General features: G+C 78.2%; 14 protein-coding genes, 2 tRNA genes and 1 pseudogene. 7 read left to right on the top strand and 10 right to left on the bottom strand.

Features of this window, described 5'->3' with window-relative positions; all coding sequences use genetic code 11:
- Window positions 1–1315, bottom strand: a 1315-nt coding sequence (locus ACRYR7_RS19800; protein ID WP_432573832.1) for a hypothetical protein, incomplete at its 3' end; no start/stop codon positions are given.
- Between the two features lie 123 nt (window positions 1316–1438).
- Between ACRYR7_RS19800 and ACRYR7_RS19795 the strand changes: the two genes are divergently transcribed.
- Entirely contained in the window at window positions 1439–1612 is a 174-nt protein-coding gene (locus tag ACRYR7_RS19795; RefSeq protein ID WP_432573831.1) for a hypothetical protein, read from the top strand.
- A gap of 102 nt (window positions 1613–1714) precedes the next feature.
- Window positions 1715–3361 (top strand): alkaline phosphatase D family protein, encoded by a 1647-nt coding sequence (locus tag ACRYR7_RS19790; protein WP_432573830.1) that lies wholly within the window; start codon window positions 1715–1717, stop codon window positions 3359–3361.
- A 109-nt stretch (window positions 3362–3470) separates the two neighbouring features.
- On the opposite strand, the gene ACRYR7_RS19785 is transcribed toward ACRYR7_RS19790, so the two are convergent.
- The 3 genes from ACRYR7_RS19785 to ACRYR7_RS19775 all read right to left on the bottom strand — a co-directional run bounded on the left by ACRYR7_RS19785 (window position 3471) and on the right by ACRYR7_RS19775 (window position 4179).
- Window positions 3471–3543, bottom strand: a tRNA-Lys gene (locus tag ACRYR7_RS19785).
- A gap of 94 nt (window positions 3544–3637) precedes the next feature.
- Complete coding sequence (locus ACRYR7_RS19780; protein WP_432573829.1) at window positions 3638–3823, bottom strand: hypothetical protein; 186 nt, start codon at window positions 3821–3823, stop codon at window positions 3638–3640.
- 143 nt (window positions 3824–3966) lie between these two features.
- Window positions 3967–4179, bottom strand: coding sequence for a hypothetical protein (locus ACRYR7_RS19775; protein WP_432573828.1), 213 nt, complete (start codon window positions 4177–4179; stop codon window positions 3967–3969).
- A 155-nt stretch (window positions 4180–4334) separates the two neighbouring features.
- On the opposite strand from ACRYR7_RS19775, the gene ACRYR7_RS19770 reads away from it, so the two are divergent.
- A complete protein-coding gene (locus ACRYR7_RS19770) occupies window positions 4335–5000 on the top strand; it encodes a hypothetical protein (protein ID WP_432573827.1) in 666 nt (221 codons plus the stop codon).
- 7 nt (window positions 5001–5007) lie between these two features.
- On the opposite strand, the gene ACRYR7_RS19765 is transcribed toward ACRYR7_RS19770, so the two are convergent.
- The 3 genes from ACRYR7_RS19765 to orn form a co-directional block, all read right to left on the bottom strand.
- Window positions 5008–5397 (bottom strand): hypothetical protein, encoded by a 390-nt coding sequence (locus tag ACRYR7_RS19765; RefSeq protein ID WP_432573826.1) that lies wholly within the window; start codon window positions 5395–5397, stop codon window positions 5008–5010.
- 104 nt (window positions 5398–5501) lie between these two features.
- Window positions 5502–5577 (bottom strand) — tRNA-His (locus ACRYR7_RS19760).
- Window positions 5578–5733: 156 nt separating this feature from the next.
- Window positions 5734–6399 (bottom strand): oligoribonuclease, encoded by a 666-nt coding sequence (gene orn, locus ACRYR7_RS19755; protein ID WP_432573825.1) that lies wholly within the window; start codon window positions 6397–6399, stop codon window positions 5734–5736.
- 57 nt (window positions 6400–6456) lie between these two features.
- Here orn and ACRYR7_RS19750 point away from each other — a divergent pair, with 57 nt between their 5' ends.
- From ACRYR7_RS19750 to ACRYR7_RS19740, 3 genes are all read left to right on the top strand, one after another.
- A complete protein-coding gene (locus ACRYR7_RS19750) occupies window positions 6457–7590 on the top strand; it encodes a PrsW family intramembrane metalloprotease (protein ID WP_432573824.1) in 1134 nt (377 codons plus the stop codon).
- 139 nt (window positions 7591–7729) lie between these two features.
- Window positions 7730–9202, top strand: coding sequence for a malate:quinone oxidoreductase (locus ACRYR7_RS19745; protein WP_432573823.1), 1473 nt, complete (start codon window positions 7730–7732; stop codon window positions 9200–9202).
- 28 nt (window positions 9203–9230) lie between these two features.
- Window positions 9231–9722, top strand: a complete 492-nt coding sequence (locus ACRYR7_RS19740; protein WP_432573822.1) for a methylated-DNA--[protein]-cysteine S-methyltransferase — start codon at window positions 9231–9233, stop codon at window positions 9720–9722.
- A 24-nt stretch (window positions 9723–9746) separates the two neighbouring features.
- On the opposite strand, the gene ACRYR7_RS19735 is transcribed toward ACRYR7_RS19740, so the two are convergent.
- Window positions 9747–10271: a low molecular weight protein-tyrosine-phosphatase gene (locus ACRYR7_RS19735; RefSeq protein ID WP_432573821.1), complete on the bottom strand. Its 525-nt coding sequence runs from the start codon at window positions 10269–10271 to the stop codon at window positions 9747–9749.
- A 65-nt stretch (window positions 10272–10336) separates the two neighbouring features.
- Here ACRYR7_RS19735 and ACRYR7_RS19730 point away from each other — a divergent pair, with 65 nt between their 5' ends.
- Window positions 10337–11605: an MFS transporter gene (locus ACRYR7_RS19730; RefSeq protein WP_432573820.1), complete on the top strand. Its 1269-nt coding sequence runs from the start codon at window positions 10337–10339 to the stop codon at window positions 11603–11605.
- A gap of 59 nt (window positions 11606–11664) precedes the next feature.
- Here the strand turns inward: ACRYR7_RS19730 and ACRYR7_RS19725 are convergent.
- Together ACRYR7_RS19725 and ACRYR7_RS19720 are read right to left on the bottom strand one after the other, a co-directional pair.
- A pseudogene (locus tag ACRYR7_RS19725) lies at window positions 11665–12051 on the bottom strand (GNAT family N-acetyltransferase); the annotation flags it as partial.
- A 163-nt stretch (window positions 12052–12214) separates the two neighbouring features.
- On the bottom strand, window positions 12215–13704 hold a 1490-nt coding region (locus ACRYR7_RS19720; protein ID WP_432573819.1), incomplete at its 5' end, for an ABC transporter permease subunit.

The following is a 13704-nucleotide window of genomic DNA, read 5'->3' as shown; positions in this document are numbered from 1 at the left end:
GGTGCGCGAGCGCGGCGAAGCCGGGGTGGCGGCCCGGGGCGGCGGTGTCGTCCAGGTCGGTCGTGGCGCCGGACGCGGCGGCCGCCAGCCGCTCGTGCCCGCGCCGGCCGGCCAGCCCGAGGTGGTACAGGTGCAGCTCCCCGGCGCCGGCCTCGCGCACGTCCCGCACGTGCGCCACCAGCTCCGCCTCGCCGCGCCCGTCCAGCACCGTGACGTAGGCGCCGACGCCCGCATCGGCGCGGGCGCCGGCGCGCACCGACGACAGCGCCGCGCGGGTGCCGGCGCCGTGCGCCCACGCCTGCAGCACCAGCGCGTCCACCGCCGGGTCCGCCAGCAGCGCCGGGCTCGCGCCGGGGTTCGGCCCGGTCGCCCACGGGTCGGCCGCGGAGTGCACCGTCACCCGCAGCGGCCGCGCGGCGGCGTCGCCCACGGCCCGCAGCACCTGCGCGCGCAGCGCGTCCGCGGCGCCGTGCCGCACCGCCAGCACCGCGGCCGCGACCGGCTCGCCGAGCACGTCGGCGACCTCGCGCGCGTCGCCGGGCTCGGCGTCCTGCAGGTCGCGCACGCCGCGGCGCAGCGCCTGCACCACCGCCGCCGGCTCCTGCCCGTGCTGCGCCCACCCCTCGCGGCAGCGCCCGCAGCAGCACACCGACAGCACCCGCTCCAGCGCCGGGCCGAAGGCGCCGGCGGTCTTCTCGTGCGCGGCGTTGTGCGTGACGCCCATGGTGCCCAGCGCCTCCAGCAGGGCGCCGGTGACCGGTGCCCCGCGCACCGCCTCGGCGGCCAGCGTCGCGCAGTAGCCGCGCACCTGCGCCGCCGAGGGGCACAGCGCGTACGAGTAGCGGTCCCCGAAGCAGTTCACCACCGCCAGCTCCGGGTGCTGCGTGCCCAGGCGGGTGGAGTGCGCCAGCACCGTCCAGGCGTCCACCTCCAGCCCCGCCGCGCGCAGCCGCCCCGCCGCCTCGGCGAAGGCGTCGGCGGTGCCGTCGGGCACCGTCCCGGCCACCGGCCGCAGCGGCGCACCGGCCCACGCCTCCTCGCGCACCGGCCGGTACAGGGCCGCGTGCGGGGCCTCCACCAGCTGGTGCGCCGGGTGCCACGGCGTGGCCGCGCGGGTGGAGTGGTAGCTGGCCGCCAGCGCCACCGCGTCCAGGCCCAGCGCCAGGGCGCGCTCGACGAACGCGTCGTCGCCCAGCACGTCCCAGGGGTAGGCGTGGGCGAGCAGCCGGCCCGGCCCCGCGCCGCCCCCGCCGCCCGTGGTGCTGCTGCTCGTGCTGCCGCTCGTGCTGCCGTTCGTGGTGCTGGTCGGTGGCATCGTCGTCCCTCCCGCGCTGCCCGGCGGCACCGCCGGGCCGAACGTACACACCGCCGCGCGCCGACGGGCCCCGCACCCGCCCGGGCGCTCAAGGCGGGCGCCGCCGCTGCCGAGGCAGGGCGCATGGACCTCAGCGCCGTGCGCGACACCGCCGACCTGCTCGACCTCTTCGACGGCTGGACCCTGCCCGACGGCAGCCGCGAGGAGTTCGGGGCCCCGCTGGACCGCGAGCAGCTCGTCGCCCGGTTCGTCGCGCGCTGCGCCGAGCAGGGCCGGCGCGCCGCCACCGCGGTCTGAGGCGCGGCGGGGGAGTTCACGCGGTCGTCGCCGGGGGGTCACCCGCCCGGTGGCGGCGCGGGGGCAGGCTCCGGTGGAGAACACCCGACGCCGGAGGTCCTCGTGCCAGAACCCCGCCCCGCCACCGCCCCCGCCGGCACCACCACCGGCGCCGCCGCGGGTGCCGGCCGCTCCCTGCCGCGCCGCGGCGTGCTGCGCGCCGGCGGCGCCCTCGCGGTCGCGGGCGGCGCCGGGCTGCTGGTGCCCGCCGGCGCCCCGGCGGCGGTCCCGTTGGTGCGCCGCGGCGCCCCCGTCCTCACCCACGGCGTGCAGTCCGGCGACGTCACCGCCTCCGGCGCGGTGGTGTGGGCGCGCGCGGACCGCCCGGCGCGGCTGTTCGTGCAGGTCTCGCGCCACGGGCGCTTCGGCGCCCGCACCCGCTGGGTGCGCGGCCCCGTGGTCACCGGCGACAGCGACTTCACCGGCCGCGTCGAGCTGCGCGGGCTGCCGGCCGCGGCCGACGTCCACTACCGCGTCGTGGCCGCCGACCCCGACGCGCACCGCCCGGACGGCCACGCCGTCGAGGGTTCCCTGCGCACCGCGCCGTCCTGGCGCGCGCGCCGCCGGATCAGGTTCCTGTGGAGCGGCGACCAGGCCGGCCAGGGCTGGGGGCGCAACCCCGACCTCGGCGGGTTCCCGATCTACCGGGCGATGGCCGAGCGCGACCCCGACTTCTTCCTGCACTCCGGGGACACGATCTACGCCGACGGCCCGATCACCGGGGACGTGGAACTGCCCGACGGGCGCGTGTACCGCAACGTGGTCACCGAGGAGAAGTCGCACGTCGCGCAGACGCTCGACGACTTCCGCGGGGCGTTCAGGTACAACCTGGCCGACGAGGCGCTCAGCGCGTTCTTCGGCCGCGTCGCCCAGGTCAACCAGTGGGACGACCACGAGGTGCACAACAACTGGTTCCCGCACCAGGTGATCGACGACGACCGCTACACCGAGAAGCGCGTCGACGTGCTGCGCGCGCGGGGGGAGCGGGCCTGGCGCGAGTACGTGCCCGTCTCCGCGCGCAGGGACGGGCGCGTGTACCGCTCCTTCTCCCACGGGCCGCTGCTGGAGGTCTTCGTCCTCGACATGCGCTCGCACCGCGACCCCAACGGGAACGGGTGGGCCGGGGGCGGGGTGCGCCCGGACGGCGGGATCCTCGGCACCGAGCAGGCGCGCTGGCTCGTCGAGGCCGTCTCGCGCTCCCGGGCCACCTGGAAGGTGGTCCAGTCCGACATGCCGATCGGCCTGGTGGTGCCCGACGGGCAGACGGACCCGGCCGGGATCGAGGCGGTCGCCCAAGGCGACCCGGGCGTGCCGCTGGGGCGCGAGCAGCAGGTCGCGTGGATCCTGCGCGAGTTCCAGCGACGCGGGGTGCGCGACCACGTCTGGCTGACCGCGGACGTGCACTACACCGCCGCGCACCGCTACGACCCCGCCCGCGCGTCCTTCACGGAGTTCGACCCGTTCTGGGAGTTCGTCTCCGGCCCGCTGCACGCCGGCTCGTTCGGGCCCAGCGCCCTGGACGCGACCTTCGGCCCGCAGGTGGTGTTCCAGGCCGTGCCGCCGCGCCCGAACACCTCGCCGCTGGAGGGCTCGCAGTACTTCGGGGAGGTGGAGGTCGACCCGGACACCGAGGACCTCACCGTCACGCTGCGCGGGATCGACGGCGCCGCGCTGTGGTCGAGGACGCTGCAGCCGCAGGACCGCCGCTGACGGGCCGCGACGCGAAGAGGGCCGCGACGCGAAGAGGGCCGCGACGCGAAGAGGGCCGCGACGCGAAGAGGGCCGCGACAGCTGTGCTGTCGCGGCCCTCTCCGGTGAGTGCGCCGTCAGGGACTCGAACCCCGAACCCGCTGATTAAGAGTCAGCTGCTCTGCCAATTGAGCTAACGGCGCAACGGGATGGAACTTTAGCAGGCGTCTGCCGCAGTCGCGAAATCCGGGGCCGGGGGGACGAGCGGGGAGCGCACCCCCGGCACCGGGACGCGGGTCAGGACCGGTTCCACCACTCCTGCTCGGGCAGCCCCTCGCTGACGAGGAGCTCCTCGGAGCGCGGGCCGTCGGGCGAGACCATGTCCATGATCAGCGACAGCGGGATGTGCTCGGAGAGCATCTCCATGACGGGACGGGTGCCGGTCGAGCCGGTGCCCCCGGTCGTCGCGTCCTGGTGCTCCATGCGTCCTCCACGTGGTGACGGGCCCGGGCGGGCGGTGGGCCCCGGGCGGTGACCCCTACCTCGTCGTCCCCGCCCCGACGGCCCTTGAGCCGCGCCCGCCGGGACGACACGTCCGGAGCAGCGCCGCGCCCGGCGCGGGCGGCTCAGCGCCCCGCGCCGCCGCGCGGCGGGCCCGCCGGCGGGGTCAGCAGCCCGCGGCGCACCGCCACGGCCGCGGCGATGCGCCGGCGGCGGCGACGGTCGGCCGGCCCGGCGTGCAGCGCGGCCACGCCGGCGCGCACGGCGGCGGCGCGGGCGGCGCGCACGGCGGGCGCCTGGGCGGGAGCGGCGGTGGCGGCGGCGGCGGTGGTCGTCACGTCCGCGACGCTAGGTCGGCGCGCACCCGCGGCGCATCGCCCGCCGGCACCACCGCGGCCTCCTCCCGGGGGATGACGTCCCCGCGCCGCGGGTCGGTCCCGGGCGGGCGGGCGCTCGTCTGGACGGCCGCTGTGCGCGGGAGCACAGTGGTGCGGTGCGCAGCGGCGGTCGGTGGGGGGTGCGCCTCGTCATGCCGCAGGCGCTGCTGCTGGCCCTGCACCTGCGCGACGCCGCCGGCCTGCGCCCGCCCGTCTCCGCGGAGGTGCCCGACCTGCCCCCGCTCGACCCGCCCGCGCGCCCCCTGGTGCGCGCCGGCACGACGCTGGGCGGCACGACGGCCGCCGCCGCGCAGTGGGCCCGCTGGTGGGCCGGGGCCTTCCCCGGCGGCCCCGACGCCCTGACGTCCCTGCTGCCGCCGTCGTTCCCGGGCCTGAGGGGCATGCCGGAGCTGCGCGGGCTGGCCGAGCTGGGCGTGGACGAGGCCGTCGCCTGGGCCGGGCGGGTGCGCCGGCTGGAGGCGCGCGTGCTGGCGCAGACCCCCACGGCGCTGTTCGAGACCACGCTGCTGGCGCGGGTGGAGCGCGAGCTGGGCCGGCCGGTGCGGGCCTTCTCCCTGGACGTCGTCGTGCTGCCCGTCGCCGGCGCCGGGGCCTGGGAGACCCCGGCCGGCCCCGTGGTCTCCCTGGCGCTGCGCGCGGACCGCGACGCCTACCTGGCGTGGCTGCGCGAGCAGCTCCTGCGCGCCGGGCGGCGCCAGGGCGCCGCGGCCGGGGGCGCGGAGGCCGGGCCCGCCGAGGGGGCCGGGCCCGGCGCCGGCTGAGCGGTGCTCAGAGCGAGCCGAGCGACCAGCCCGACACCTCGCTGATCCGCCCGCGCCACAGCAGGCCCTCCGCGATGCGCGGCGTGCCGTCGATCTGCGCGCCGGCCAGGTGCAGGTAGTCGCGGGCGGCGCGGGCGTCGGCGCGCTGCTGGTCGGCGGCGCGGAAGAGGGCCTGCACCTGCTCGGCGATCTGCCGGCCGCCCCCGCCGCCGCGCGCGGCGCGGGCGGTGAACTGCTCCAGCCAGCGGTCGCGGCCCACGAGCGTGCCGGAGACCACCTGGCCCCCGGAGAAGAGGGTGATGTCGACGACCGCCCCGCGGTCGGCCATGGTCGAGAGCAGCTCGAGGACGGCGTCGCCGGCGTCGTCGGGCGTCTGGTGGCTGTCCAGATCGTGCACGGCACCACTGTAGGAGCGCCCGGCGCGGGGCGGGCGCCCGGTGGCGGCGCCCGGACGCGCGGAGGGCCCCGGTCCGCGTCTCCGCGGGCCGGGGCCCTCCTGCGTGGGGTGAGTGACGGGACTTGAACCCGCGACTTCCTGGACCACAACCAGGTGCTCTACCAGCTGAGCTACACCCACCGCGTGACGTCGTGCAGCGCACGCCGTGACGTCGGGAGCATACACGCCGCGGGGCGTGCTGCCCGAACCCGCGGCCGCCGGGGACGGCCGTCCGGGGCGGGGACGGGGCAGGGGAGGGGCGGGGACGGGTCGGGCGCGGGGGAGCCGCCGGGGGCCTCAGGCCTCGGGCGCGCCCTCCTCGGCGGGGGCGGGCTTGAGCTCCAGGCGCTCGCCGGCGGCCCTGGCGGTGTCCGAGTCCGGGCCGGGCTGCGGCACGAACAGCACCTCGCGGTAGTACTTCAGCTCCTGGATGCTCTCGCGGATGTCCGCCAGCGCCCGGTGCCCGCCGTGCTTGCGGGGGGTGTGGAAGTACACCCGCGGGAACCAGCGCCGCGCCAGCTCCTTGACGGAGGAGACGTCGATGAGGCGGTAGTGCAGGTGGTCGGTCAGCTCGGGCATGTCGCGCACCAGGAAGGCGCGGTCGGTGTGCACGGAGCTGCCCGCCAGCGGCGCCTTGCGCGGCTCGGGCACCCAGCGGCGCACGTACTCCAGCACGACCTGCTCGGCCTCGGCCAGGGTGCGCCCGGCGGGCAGCTCCTCCAGCAGCCCCGAGGAGGTGTGCATGGCGACCACGACGGGGTCCATGCCCTCCAGCGCCTCGCGCGGCGGGGCGATCACCACGTCCACGCCGTCGCCGAGGACGTTGAGGTCGGCGTCGGTGACGAGCACCGCGACCTCGACCAGGGCGTCGCGGGCCAGGTCCAGCCCCGTCATCTCGCAGTCGATCCAGACGATGCGGTCCTGGACGCGGTCGCCGTTCCTGCCCGGCGCAGAGGTGCTCACCGCGCCAGCGTAGTCAGCGGCCGGGCCGCCGCGGTGCGTCCCGGCTAGGCTCGCGGGGTGCCGGTGGACCGCGAGAGCAGCGCCGTCGCCGCGCCCGCGCCCGCCCAGGGCCGCTCCCTGCTGGTGCTGACCGTGCTGGTGCTGGTCGTCTGCGGCGTCCTCAGCCTCGGCGCGGTGACGATGGAGGTCGGCCCCTCCGGCGCCCTGCCCGCCCTGGCGCTGGCGGCCGTGCCCGTGGGCCCGGTGGTGGCGGCCGTGCTGTGGCTGGACCGGCACGAGGCCGAGCCGCCGCACCTGCTGGCCTTCGCCTTCGGCTGGGGCGCGTGCGTGGCCAGCCTGGGCGCGCTGGTGCTGAACTCGCTGGGCTCGCAGCTCGTGGCGCACGCCGTGGGCGACGTGCGCAGCTCCTCGGTGCTGGTGGCGCCGGTGGTGGAGGAGGTCCTCAAGGGCCTGGGGGTGCTGGTGCTGCTGGTCAAGCAGCGCCGCGAGTTCGACGGCGTCGTCGACGGCATCGTCTACGCCGCCCTGGTGGGCGTGGGCTTCGCGTACCTGGAGAACGTGCTCTACCTGGGCCGCGCCCTGGGCGACGACGAGCCCGCCGCCCTGGTGACCGTCTTCGTGCTGCGCTGCGTGGTCTCCCCGTTCGCGCACCCGCTGTTCACCATGGCCGTCGGGGTGGGGCTGGGCGTGGCGGCCGGGCGGCACCGGCCCGTGCTGCGCGCGCTGGCCCCGCTGGCCGGGCTGGCGCTGGGCGTCGTGCTGCACTCGCTGTGGAACGCCAGCGCCAGCAGCGGCGTGACGGCGTTCGTGGAGCTGTACCTGCTGCTGCAGGTGCCGGTGTTCGTCGCCGCGCTGGGCGTGGCGCTGGCGGCCCGGGCCCGCGAGGCGCGCCTGGTGGACCGCTCCCTGCAGGTGTACGTGCGCACCGGCTGGCTGCGCCCGGAGGAGGTGCGGGTGCTGGCCTCCGCCGGGGCGCGCCGCTCGGCGCGCGGGGCGGTGCGCGCCGCCGGCGGGCGCGCGGGCGTGCGGGCGCTGCGCGACTTCCAGGAGACCGCCACCGAGCTGGCGTTCCGGCGCGACCGGATGCGCCGGGGCACCGACCGCGGCTCGGCGGAGGAGGAGCTGGCGCTGCTGCAGCGCCTGGCCGTCGAGCGCGCCCGCCTGCTGGCGCTGCTGCCGCCGGGGCGCTGAGCCGGGGGCGCTGCGCGGGGGCGGTGCGGGTGAGAGGCGTCTCACGTGTGACGCCCGCCACCCGGCGCCTCCCGGGCGGCCCGCCGTCGCCGCCAGGTCGTAACCTTGCGGGGTCGATGACGCCGCCGGAGAGACGAGGGTGAGTCCGTTGCCCGCTGCTGACCGCTACGACGCCGTGCTGGTGGGCGGCGGTGTGATGAGCGCCACCCTCGCGACCGCGCTGGCCGAGCTGGAGCCGGACTGGTCCGTGCTCGTGCTGGAGAAGCTGGACACCATCGGCGCGGAGAGCTCCGACGCGTGGAACAACGCCGGCACCGGGCACTCCGCGCTGTGCGAGCTGAACTACACCCCCGCCAAGCCCGACGGCACCGTCGACATCGCCAAGGCCGTCGCGATCAACGAGCAGTTCCAGGTGAGCCGGCAGTTCTGGGCGCACCTGGTCGAGACCGGCGTGCTGGGCGACCCGGGCACCTTCATCAACCCCGTCGCGCACATGAGCTTCGTGCGCTCGCGCGACGTGGAGTTCCTGCGCGCCCGCTACGAGGCGCTCTCGCAGCACCCGCTGTTCGCCGGGATGCAGTGGTCCACCGACCACGCCGAGATCGGCGAGTGGGCCCCGCTGCTGACCGCCGGCCGCGACCCGGGCGAGCCCGTCGCCGCCACCCGCTCCACCGCCGGCACCGACGTCGACTTCGGCGCCCTGACCCGCGCGCTGCTCACCGGCGCCGCCCGGCGCGGGGTGGAGCTGCTCACCGGCCACGCCGTCACGGACATGACCCGGCGCGGCTCGGGCTGGACGCTCAAGGGCACCTCCGCCGCCGGGCACTTCGAGGTCTCCACCCCGTTCGTGTTCGTCGGCGCCGGCGGCGGCGCGCTGCACCTGCTGCAGCGCAGTGGCATCCCCGAGGGCAGGGGTTTCGGCGGGTTCCCCGTCAGCGGCCAGTGGCTGCGCTGCACCGACCCCGAGGTCGTCGCTCGGCACTCCGCGAAGGTGTACGGGCAGGCCGAGGTCGGCGCCCCGCCGATGTCCGTGCCGCACCTGGACACCCGCGTCATGGACGGCCGGCGCTCGCTGATGTTCGGCCCCTACGCCGGGTTCTCGCCGCGCTTCCTGAAGAAGGGCTCGCTGCTGGACCTGCCCCTGTCGGTGCGCCCGGACAACCTGCTGCCGATGCTCGCCGTCGCGCGCGACAACGTGCCGCTGATGACGTACCTGGTCAAGCAGCTCGCGCAGTCCACCGAGCAGCGCCTGGACGCGCTGAAGGTGTTCTACCCCGAGGCCAGGCGCGAGGACTGGGAGCTGCTGACCGCCGGCCAGCGCGTGCAGGTCATCAAGAAGGGCCCGCGCGGCGGCGTGCTGCAGTTCGGCACCGAGCTCGTCAACGCCGCCGACGGCTCCGTGGCGGCGCTGCTGGGCGCCTCCCCGGGCGCCTCCACCGCCGTGGACGTGGTGCTGCGCCTGCTCGAGAGGTGCTTCCCCGCGCACCGCGAGGCCTGGCAGGAGCGCCTGGTGGGCATGGTGCCCTCCTACGGGCGCAAGCTGTCCGAGGAGCCGGACCTGCTCGCCGAGACCGTGGCGCGCACCCGCGACGCGCTGCACCTGGCGGCCTGAGGCCGCCGGGGACCGGCCGGGGCGCGCGGTGCGCCACGCGCTGCTGCCCTCCCCGCTGGGGGAGCTGACCCTCGCGCGCGACGAGCGCGGCCTGGTCGGGCTCTGGTACCCCGACCACCGCGGCGGCGCGCCCGCCGACCTCGGCGTGCGCGACGACGCCGCCTTCGGCGACGTGGCCGCGCAGCTGGGCGAGTACTTCGCCGGCGAGCGCACCGCGTTCGACCTGCCGCTGGCCCCGCGCGGCGACGCGTTCGACCAGCGGGTGTGGGCGGCGCTGCGCGCGATCCCGCACGGCGCCGTGCGCAGCTACGGCGAGCTGGCCCGGGACCTGGGCGGGCCGGGCCACGCCCAGGCCGTGGGCGCGGCCAACGGCCGCAACCCGCTGTCGGTGCTGGTGCCCTGCCACCGCGTCGTCGGCGCCGACGGCACCCTCACCGGGTACGCGGGCGGGTTGTGGCGCAAGCGGTTCCTGCTCTCGCTGGAGGAACCGGCGCCCGAGGCGGCCGGCCGGCTGTTCTGAGCCGGCGGGGGTCCTGAGGGGGCCTCAGGGGCGCTCGGCCAGCGCGCGGCGCACGTGCTCGACGATCCCGTCGGCGGCCGCCTCGATCTGCGCCAGGGCCTCCTCGAAGTCGCTCCGGTCGCCGTACCAGGGGTCGGCGATGTCGAGGTCGGACTCGTCGGCCACCGCGCCGGGCCCGTCCACGTCCGGGGCGGCCGGGTCGAAGGAGCGGTACATCACCACCTTCGCGGCGGCGGCCCCGTCGGGGGCCTGGGTGCGCAGCCAGCGCGCGTGCCGGGCCGTCATCGCCAGCAGCAGGTCGCGCGAGGCGATCTCCTGGCGGGTCACCCGGTGGGCGCGGTGCTCGGGCACGTCGTAGCCGGCGTCGGCCAGCACCGCGCGGGCGCGGCGGTCCACGGGGTTGCCGTCCTCCTCGTCGCTGATCCCGGAGGAGTCCACGACCACCTCGCCGTCCAGGCCGGCCTGCTCGAAGCGGCGGCGCAGCACGGACTCGGCCATGGGCGAGCGGCAGATGTTGCCGGTGCAGACGGTCATCACGCGGTAGGGCACCGGGCCATCCTGCCCGCCCGCCGCGCCGGGTACCGTCGCCGGGTGCTCGGCCCCGCCCCGTCCTCGTGAACGCCCCCGCGGCGGTGCGGCGGCGCACCCGCCGGCCCGCCCGGCCCGCCCTGCCCGCCGGGGTGCGGCTGCTGCTGGCCAGCCAGCTCGCCTTCAACGTCGGCTTCTACCTCGTCGTGCCCTTCCTGGCCGTGCACCTGAGCACGGACCTGGCGATGGCCGGCTGGCTCGTCGGCGTCGTGCTCGGCGTGCGCACCTTCAGCCAGCAGGGCCTGTTCTTCCTCGGCGGCGCCCTGGCGGACCGCTTCGGCGTGCGGCCGGTGCTGCTGACCGGGTGCGCGGTGCGCGTCGCCGGGTTCTGCGTGCTGGGGTGGGCGGGCTCGCTGCCGGCGGTGCTGGCCGGCACGGTGCTCACCGGGTTCGCCGCCGCGCTGTTCTCCCCGGCGGTGGAGACCGCCCTGGCGCACGAGGGCCGGCGCCTGGAGGACGCCGGGGTGCTCACCCGCGCGGAGCTGTTCGCGCTGGACGCCGTCGTCGGCAAGGTCGGCTCCCTGCTGGGCCCGGCGCTGGGCGCGGCGCTGCTGGCGGTGGACTTCGGCACCACCTGCCTGGTCGCGGCCGGGATCTTCGCGGCCGTGCTGGCCGCCAACGCCCGCTGGGCCCCGCGCGCGGACCCCGCCGCGCCCCGGGGGGCCCCGGTGCTGGCGGGCTGGGGGGCGGTGCTGCGCAACCGGCGGTTCCTGGTCTTCACCGCCCTGCACTCCACGCTGCTGCTGTCCTACAACCAGCTGTACCTGGCGCTGCCGGTGGAGCTGGAGCGGGCCACCGGCTCCCAGGACGCGCTGGGGGCGTTGTTCGTGCTGGCCGCCGTGGTCACCGTCGCGGTGCAGGTGCCGCTGGCGCGCTGGGCGCGCCGGCGCGGGGCGGGCACCGCGCTGCCGCTGGGGTTCGCGGTGACGGCGGCGGCGTTCGCGCTGGTGGCCGCCTGCACCGCGGCACCGCCGCCCGGCCGGCTGCCGGCGCTGGCGCCCGCCTGCGCCTTCGTGGTGCTGCTGCACCTGGGCTCGGCGCTGGCCGGGCCGGTGGCGCGCGACCTGGTGCCGCCGCTGGCGGGCGAGCGGCACGTCGGCGCGCACTACGGGGTGCTGGCCTCCGGCGGCGGGCTGGCGGTGCTGCTGGGCTCGGCCGGGGCCGGTGCGCTGCTGGAGCCGGGGGCGGTCGCGCCCTGGGTACTGCTGGCGCTGCTGCCGCTGGTCTCGGCCGCCGGGCTGGCCGTGCTCGCGCGCGCGGTCCCGCCGGGCGCGCCGACCGCCGCGAACTCGTAGAAGACGCTGCGGGTGGCGCCCGCGGTGTCGTCGGCGACGACGCGGGCGCCCAGCGACCCCCAGAACGCCACCGCGCCGGGGGAGTGCCGGTAGGCGTGCAGCGCCAGGCGCTCGTAGCGGCCCTGCCCGGCGGCGCGCTCGCGCACCGCCGCCACCAGGGCGCGGGCGATGCCGCGCCGGCGCGCGCCGGCGGCCACGTACACCCGCACGAGCTGACCGGTGCGCCCGTCGGCGTAGCGCTCCACCAGGTGCTGCGGGGTGGCGCCCGGGCGCAGCCGCCCCCCGCGCAGCCCGGCGGTGCCCACGACCGCGCCGGTGGCGTCGTCCACCGCCACCAGCAGGAACGCCTCGGCGGTGCCCGGGTAGCGGCCCAACGGGTCGTCGACGTCGGCGTGCACCACCGGGTCGTGCGCGTCGCCGAGGTCGCGCGCCACGCAGGTGCGCATCAGCTCCCGCGCGCCGGCGAGCGTGGCGGCCGACAGCGGCTGGAGGGACCAGGACCCGGCGGGCGTGCCGACGGGCGTGCCGGGGGGCGTCGGGGTGGGCACGGGCGTCCACTGTGCCAGGCGCGGCGCCCGGCCCGGCCCGCGCCCCGCCCCGCGCCCCGGCTCACGACCCGGCCGGTGCCGCGGCGTCCGGGGCCGGGGCGCTGACCGGTGCCGGTGCCCGCCGGCCGCGGCGCGGGGCGGGCGCCAGCGCCGAGGCGCTGACCGCCAGCACCGACAGCGCGATCAGCGAGGCCGCCGGTGCGAGCACCACCCAGGGGGCGCGCTCGACGTACGGCACCCCCTCGGCCAGCACCAGGCCCCAGTCCGGCGTGGGCGGCTGCGGGCCCAGGCCGAGGAAGCCCAGCCCCGCCAGGGCCAGCGCGACGCCGGGCAGGCGCAGGAACGCGTTGCGCAGCACCGGGCCGGCGACCATCGGCAGCACGTGCACCAGCAGCGCCCGCGCCCGGCCCACGCCCAGCACCGGCAGCACCCGCACGTGCGGCTGCGCGTTCGCCTCGGCCACCAGCGCCGAGGTGTGCGAGGCCAGCGGCGCCCAGCTGACCAGCAGCACCGCGACCGCCGCGCCGGTGGCCGAGGGGCCGGTGACGGCGGCGACGAACAGCCCGGAGATCACCGGCGGGGCGGCGTTGGCGATCTCCACCGGGCCTGCGGTCACGTCGGGCAGCAGCCCCGCCAGCAGGCCGACGACGTAGGAGGCCAGGCACACCAGCACCGCCGTGGCGATCGTGGTGCCCGCGCCCTGCCCCAGCCGGGCCAGCAGGTCCCGGCCGGAGGCGTCGGCGCCCAGCAGCAGGCCCGCCGAGGGGGCGGTGAGCCGGCCGCGGTCGGCGGCGTACGGGTCGCCGGAGAACCCGCCGGCCACGAGCGCGGCCAGCAGCACCAGCGCGACCAGCGGCACCAGCCGGTCCCGCCCGCGCACCGCGTGCCCGGAGGAGGGGATGACCAGCCCCCCGGCGCGCGCGGCGCGCCCCAGCACCAGGCGGCGCACCAGGTCCGTCGCCACGCCCAGCACCACGCCCAGCGCGATCAGGGCGAGCATCCCCGCCTGCAGCACCGGCAGGTCCTGCGTCTGCGCCGCCCCCAGCGTGGCGCGGCCCAGGCCGGGGATCGCGAAGACGCGCTCGACCGCGACGGCGCCGCCGACCAGGCCGACGACGACCAGGCCCACCTGCGGCAGCACCGGCGGCACCGCCCGCAGCAGCACCCCGCGCGCCAGCGCCCCGCGCGGGGCGCCGGCCGCCGTCCACGTGCTCACCCACGCCTCCGCGCCGGAGGTGGCCACCGCGTCGGCGATCAGCCGCCCCACCAGCCCGCCGGCGGGCAGGCCCATCGCGAGCGCCGGCAGCACCGCGCTGGCCGGCCCCGACCAGCCGTAGGGCGGGAACCAGCCCGCCCACACCGCCAGCACGACCAGCAGCACGGTGGCCAGCAGGAACTCCGGCAGCGCCGTCAGCGCCGCCGCCACCGCCCCGGAGGGGGGGGGGGGGGGGCGGCGGCGGGCCCCCCGCAGCGAGGGGGGCAGGACCACGGCCGTCACCACCACCACCACCCCGACACCCAACGCCACGACCCTCACCGAGACCCCCAGCG

This window comes from Kineococcus gurbantunggutensis, from assembly GCF_050871925.1.
Taxonomy (GTDB): Bacteria; Actinomycetota; Actinomycetes; order Actinomycetales; family Kineococcaceae; genus Kineococcus.
This window is presented reverse-complemented; position numbering and strand designations above follow the sequence as displayed.

Bases quoted from the DNA above. Each gene is read 5' to 3' on its own strand.
- ACRYR7_RS19795 (WP_432573831.1), top strand. From the start codon at position 1,439: ATGGACCTCAGCGCCGTGCGCGACACCGCCGACCTGCTCGACCTCTTC.
- ACRYR7_RS19780 (WP_432573829.1), bottom strand. From the start codon at position 3,823: ATGGAGCACCAGGACGCGACGACCGGGGGCACCGGCTCGACCGGCACC.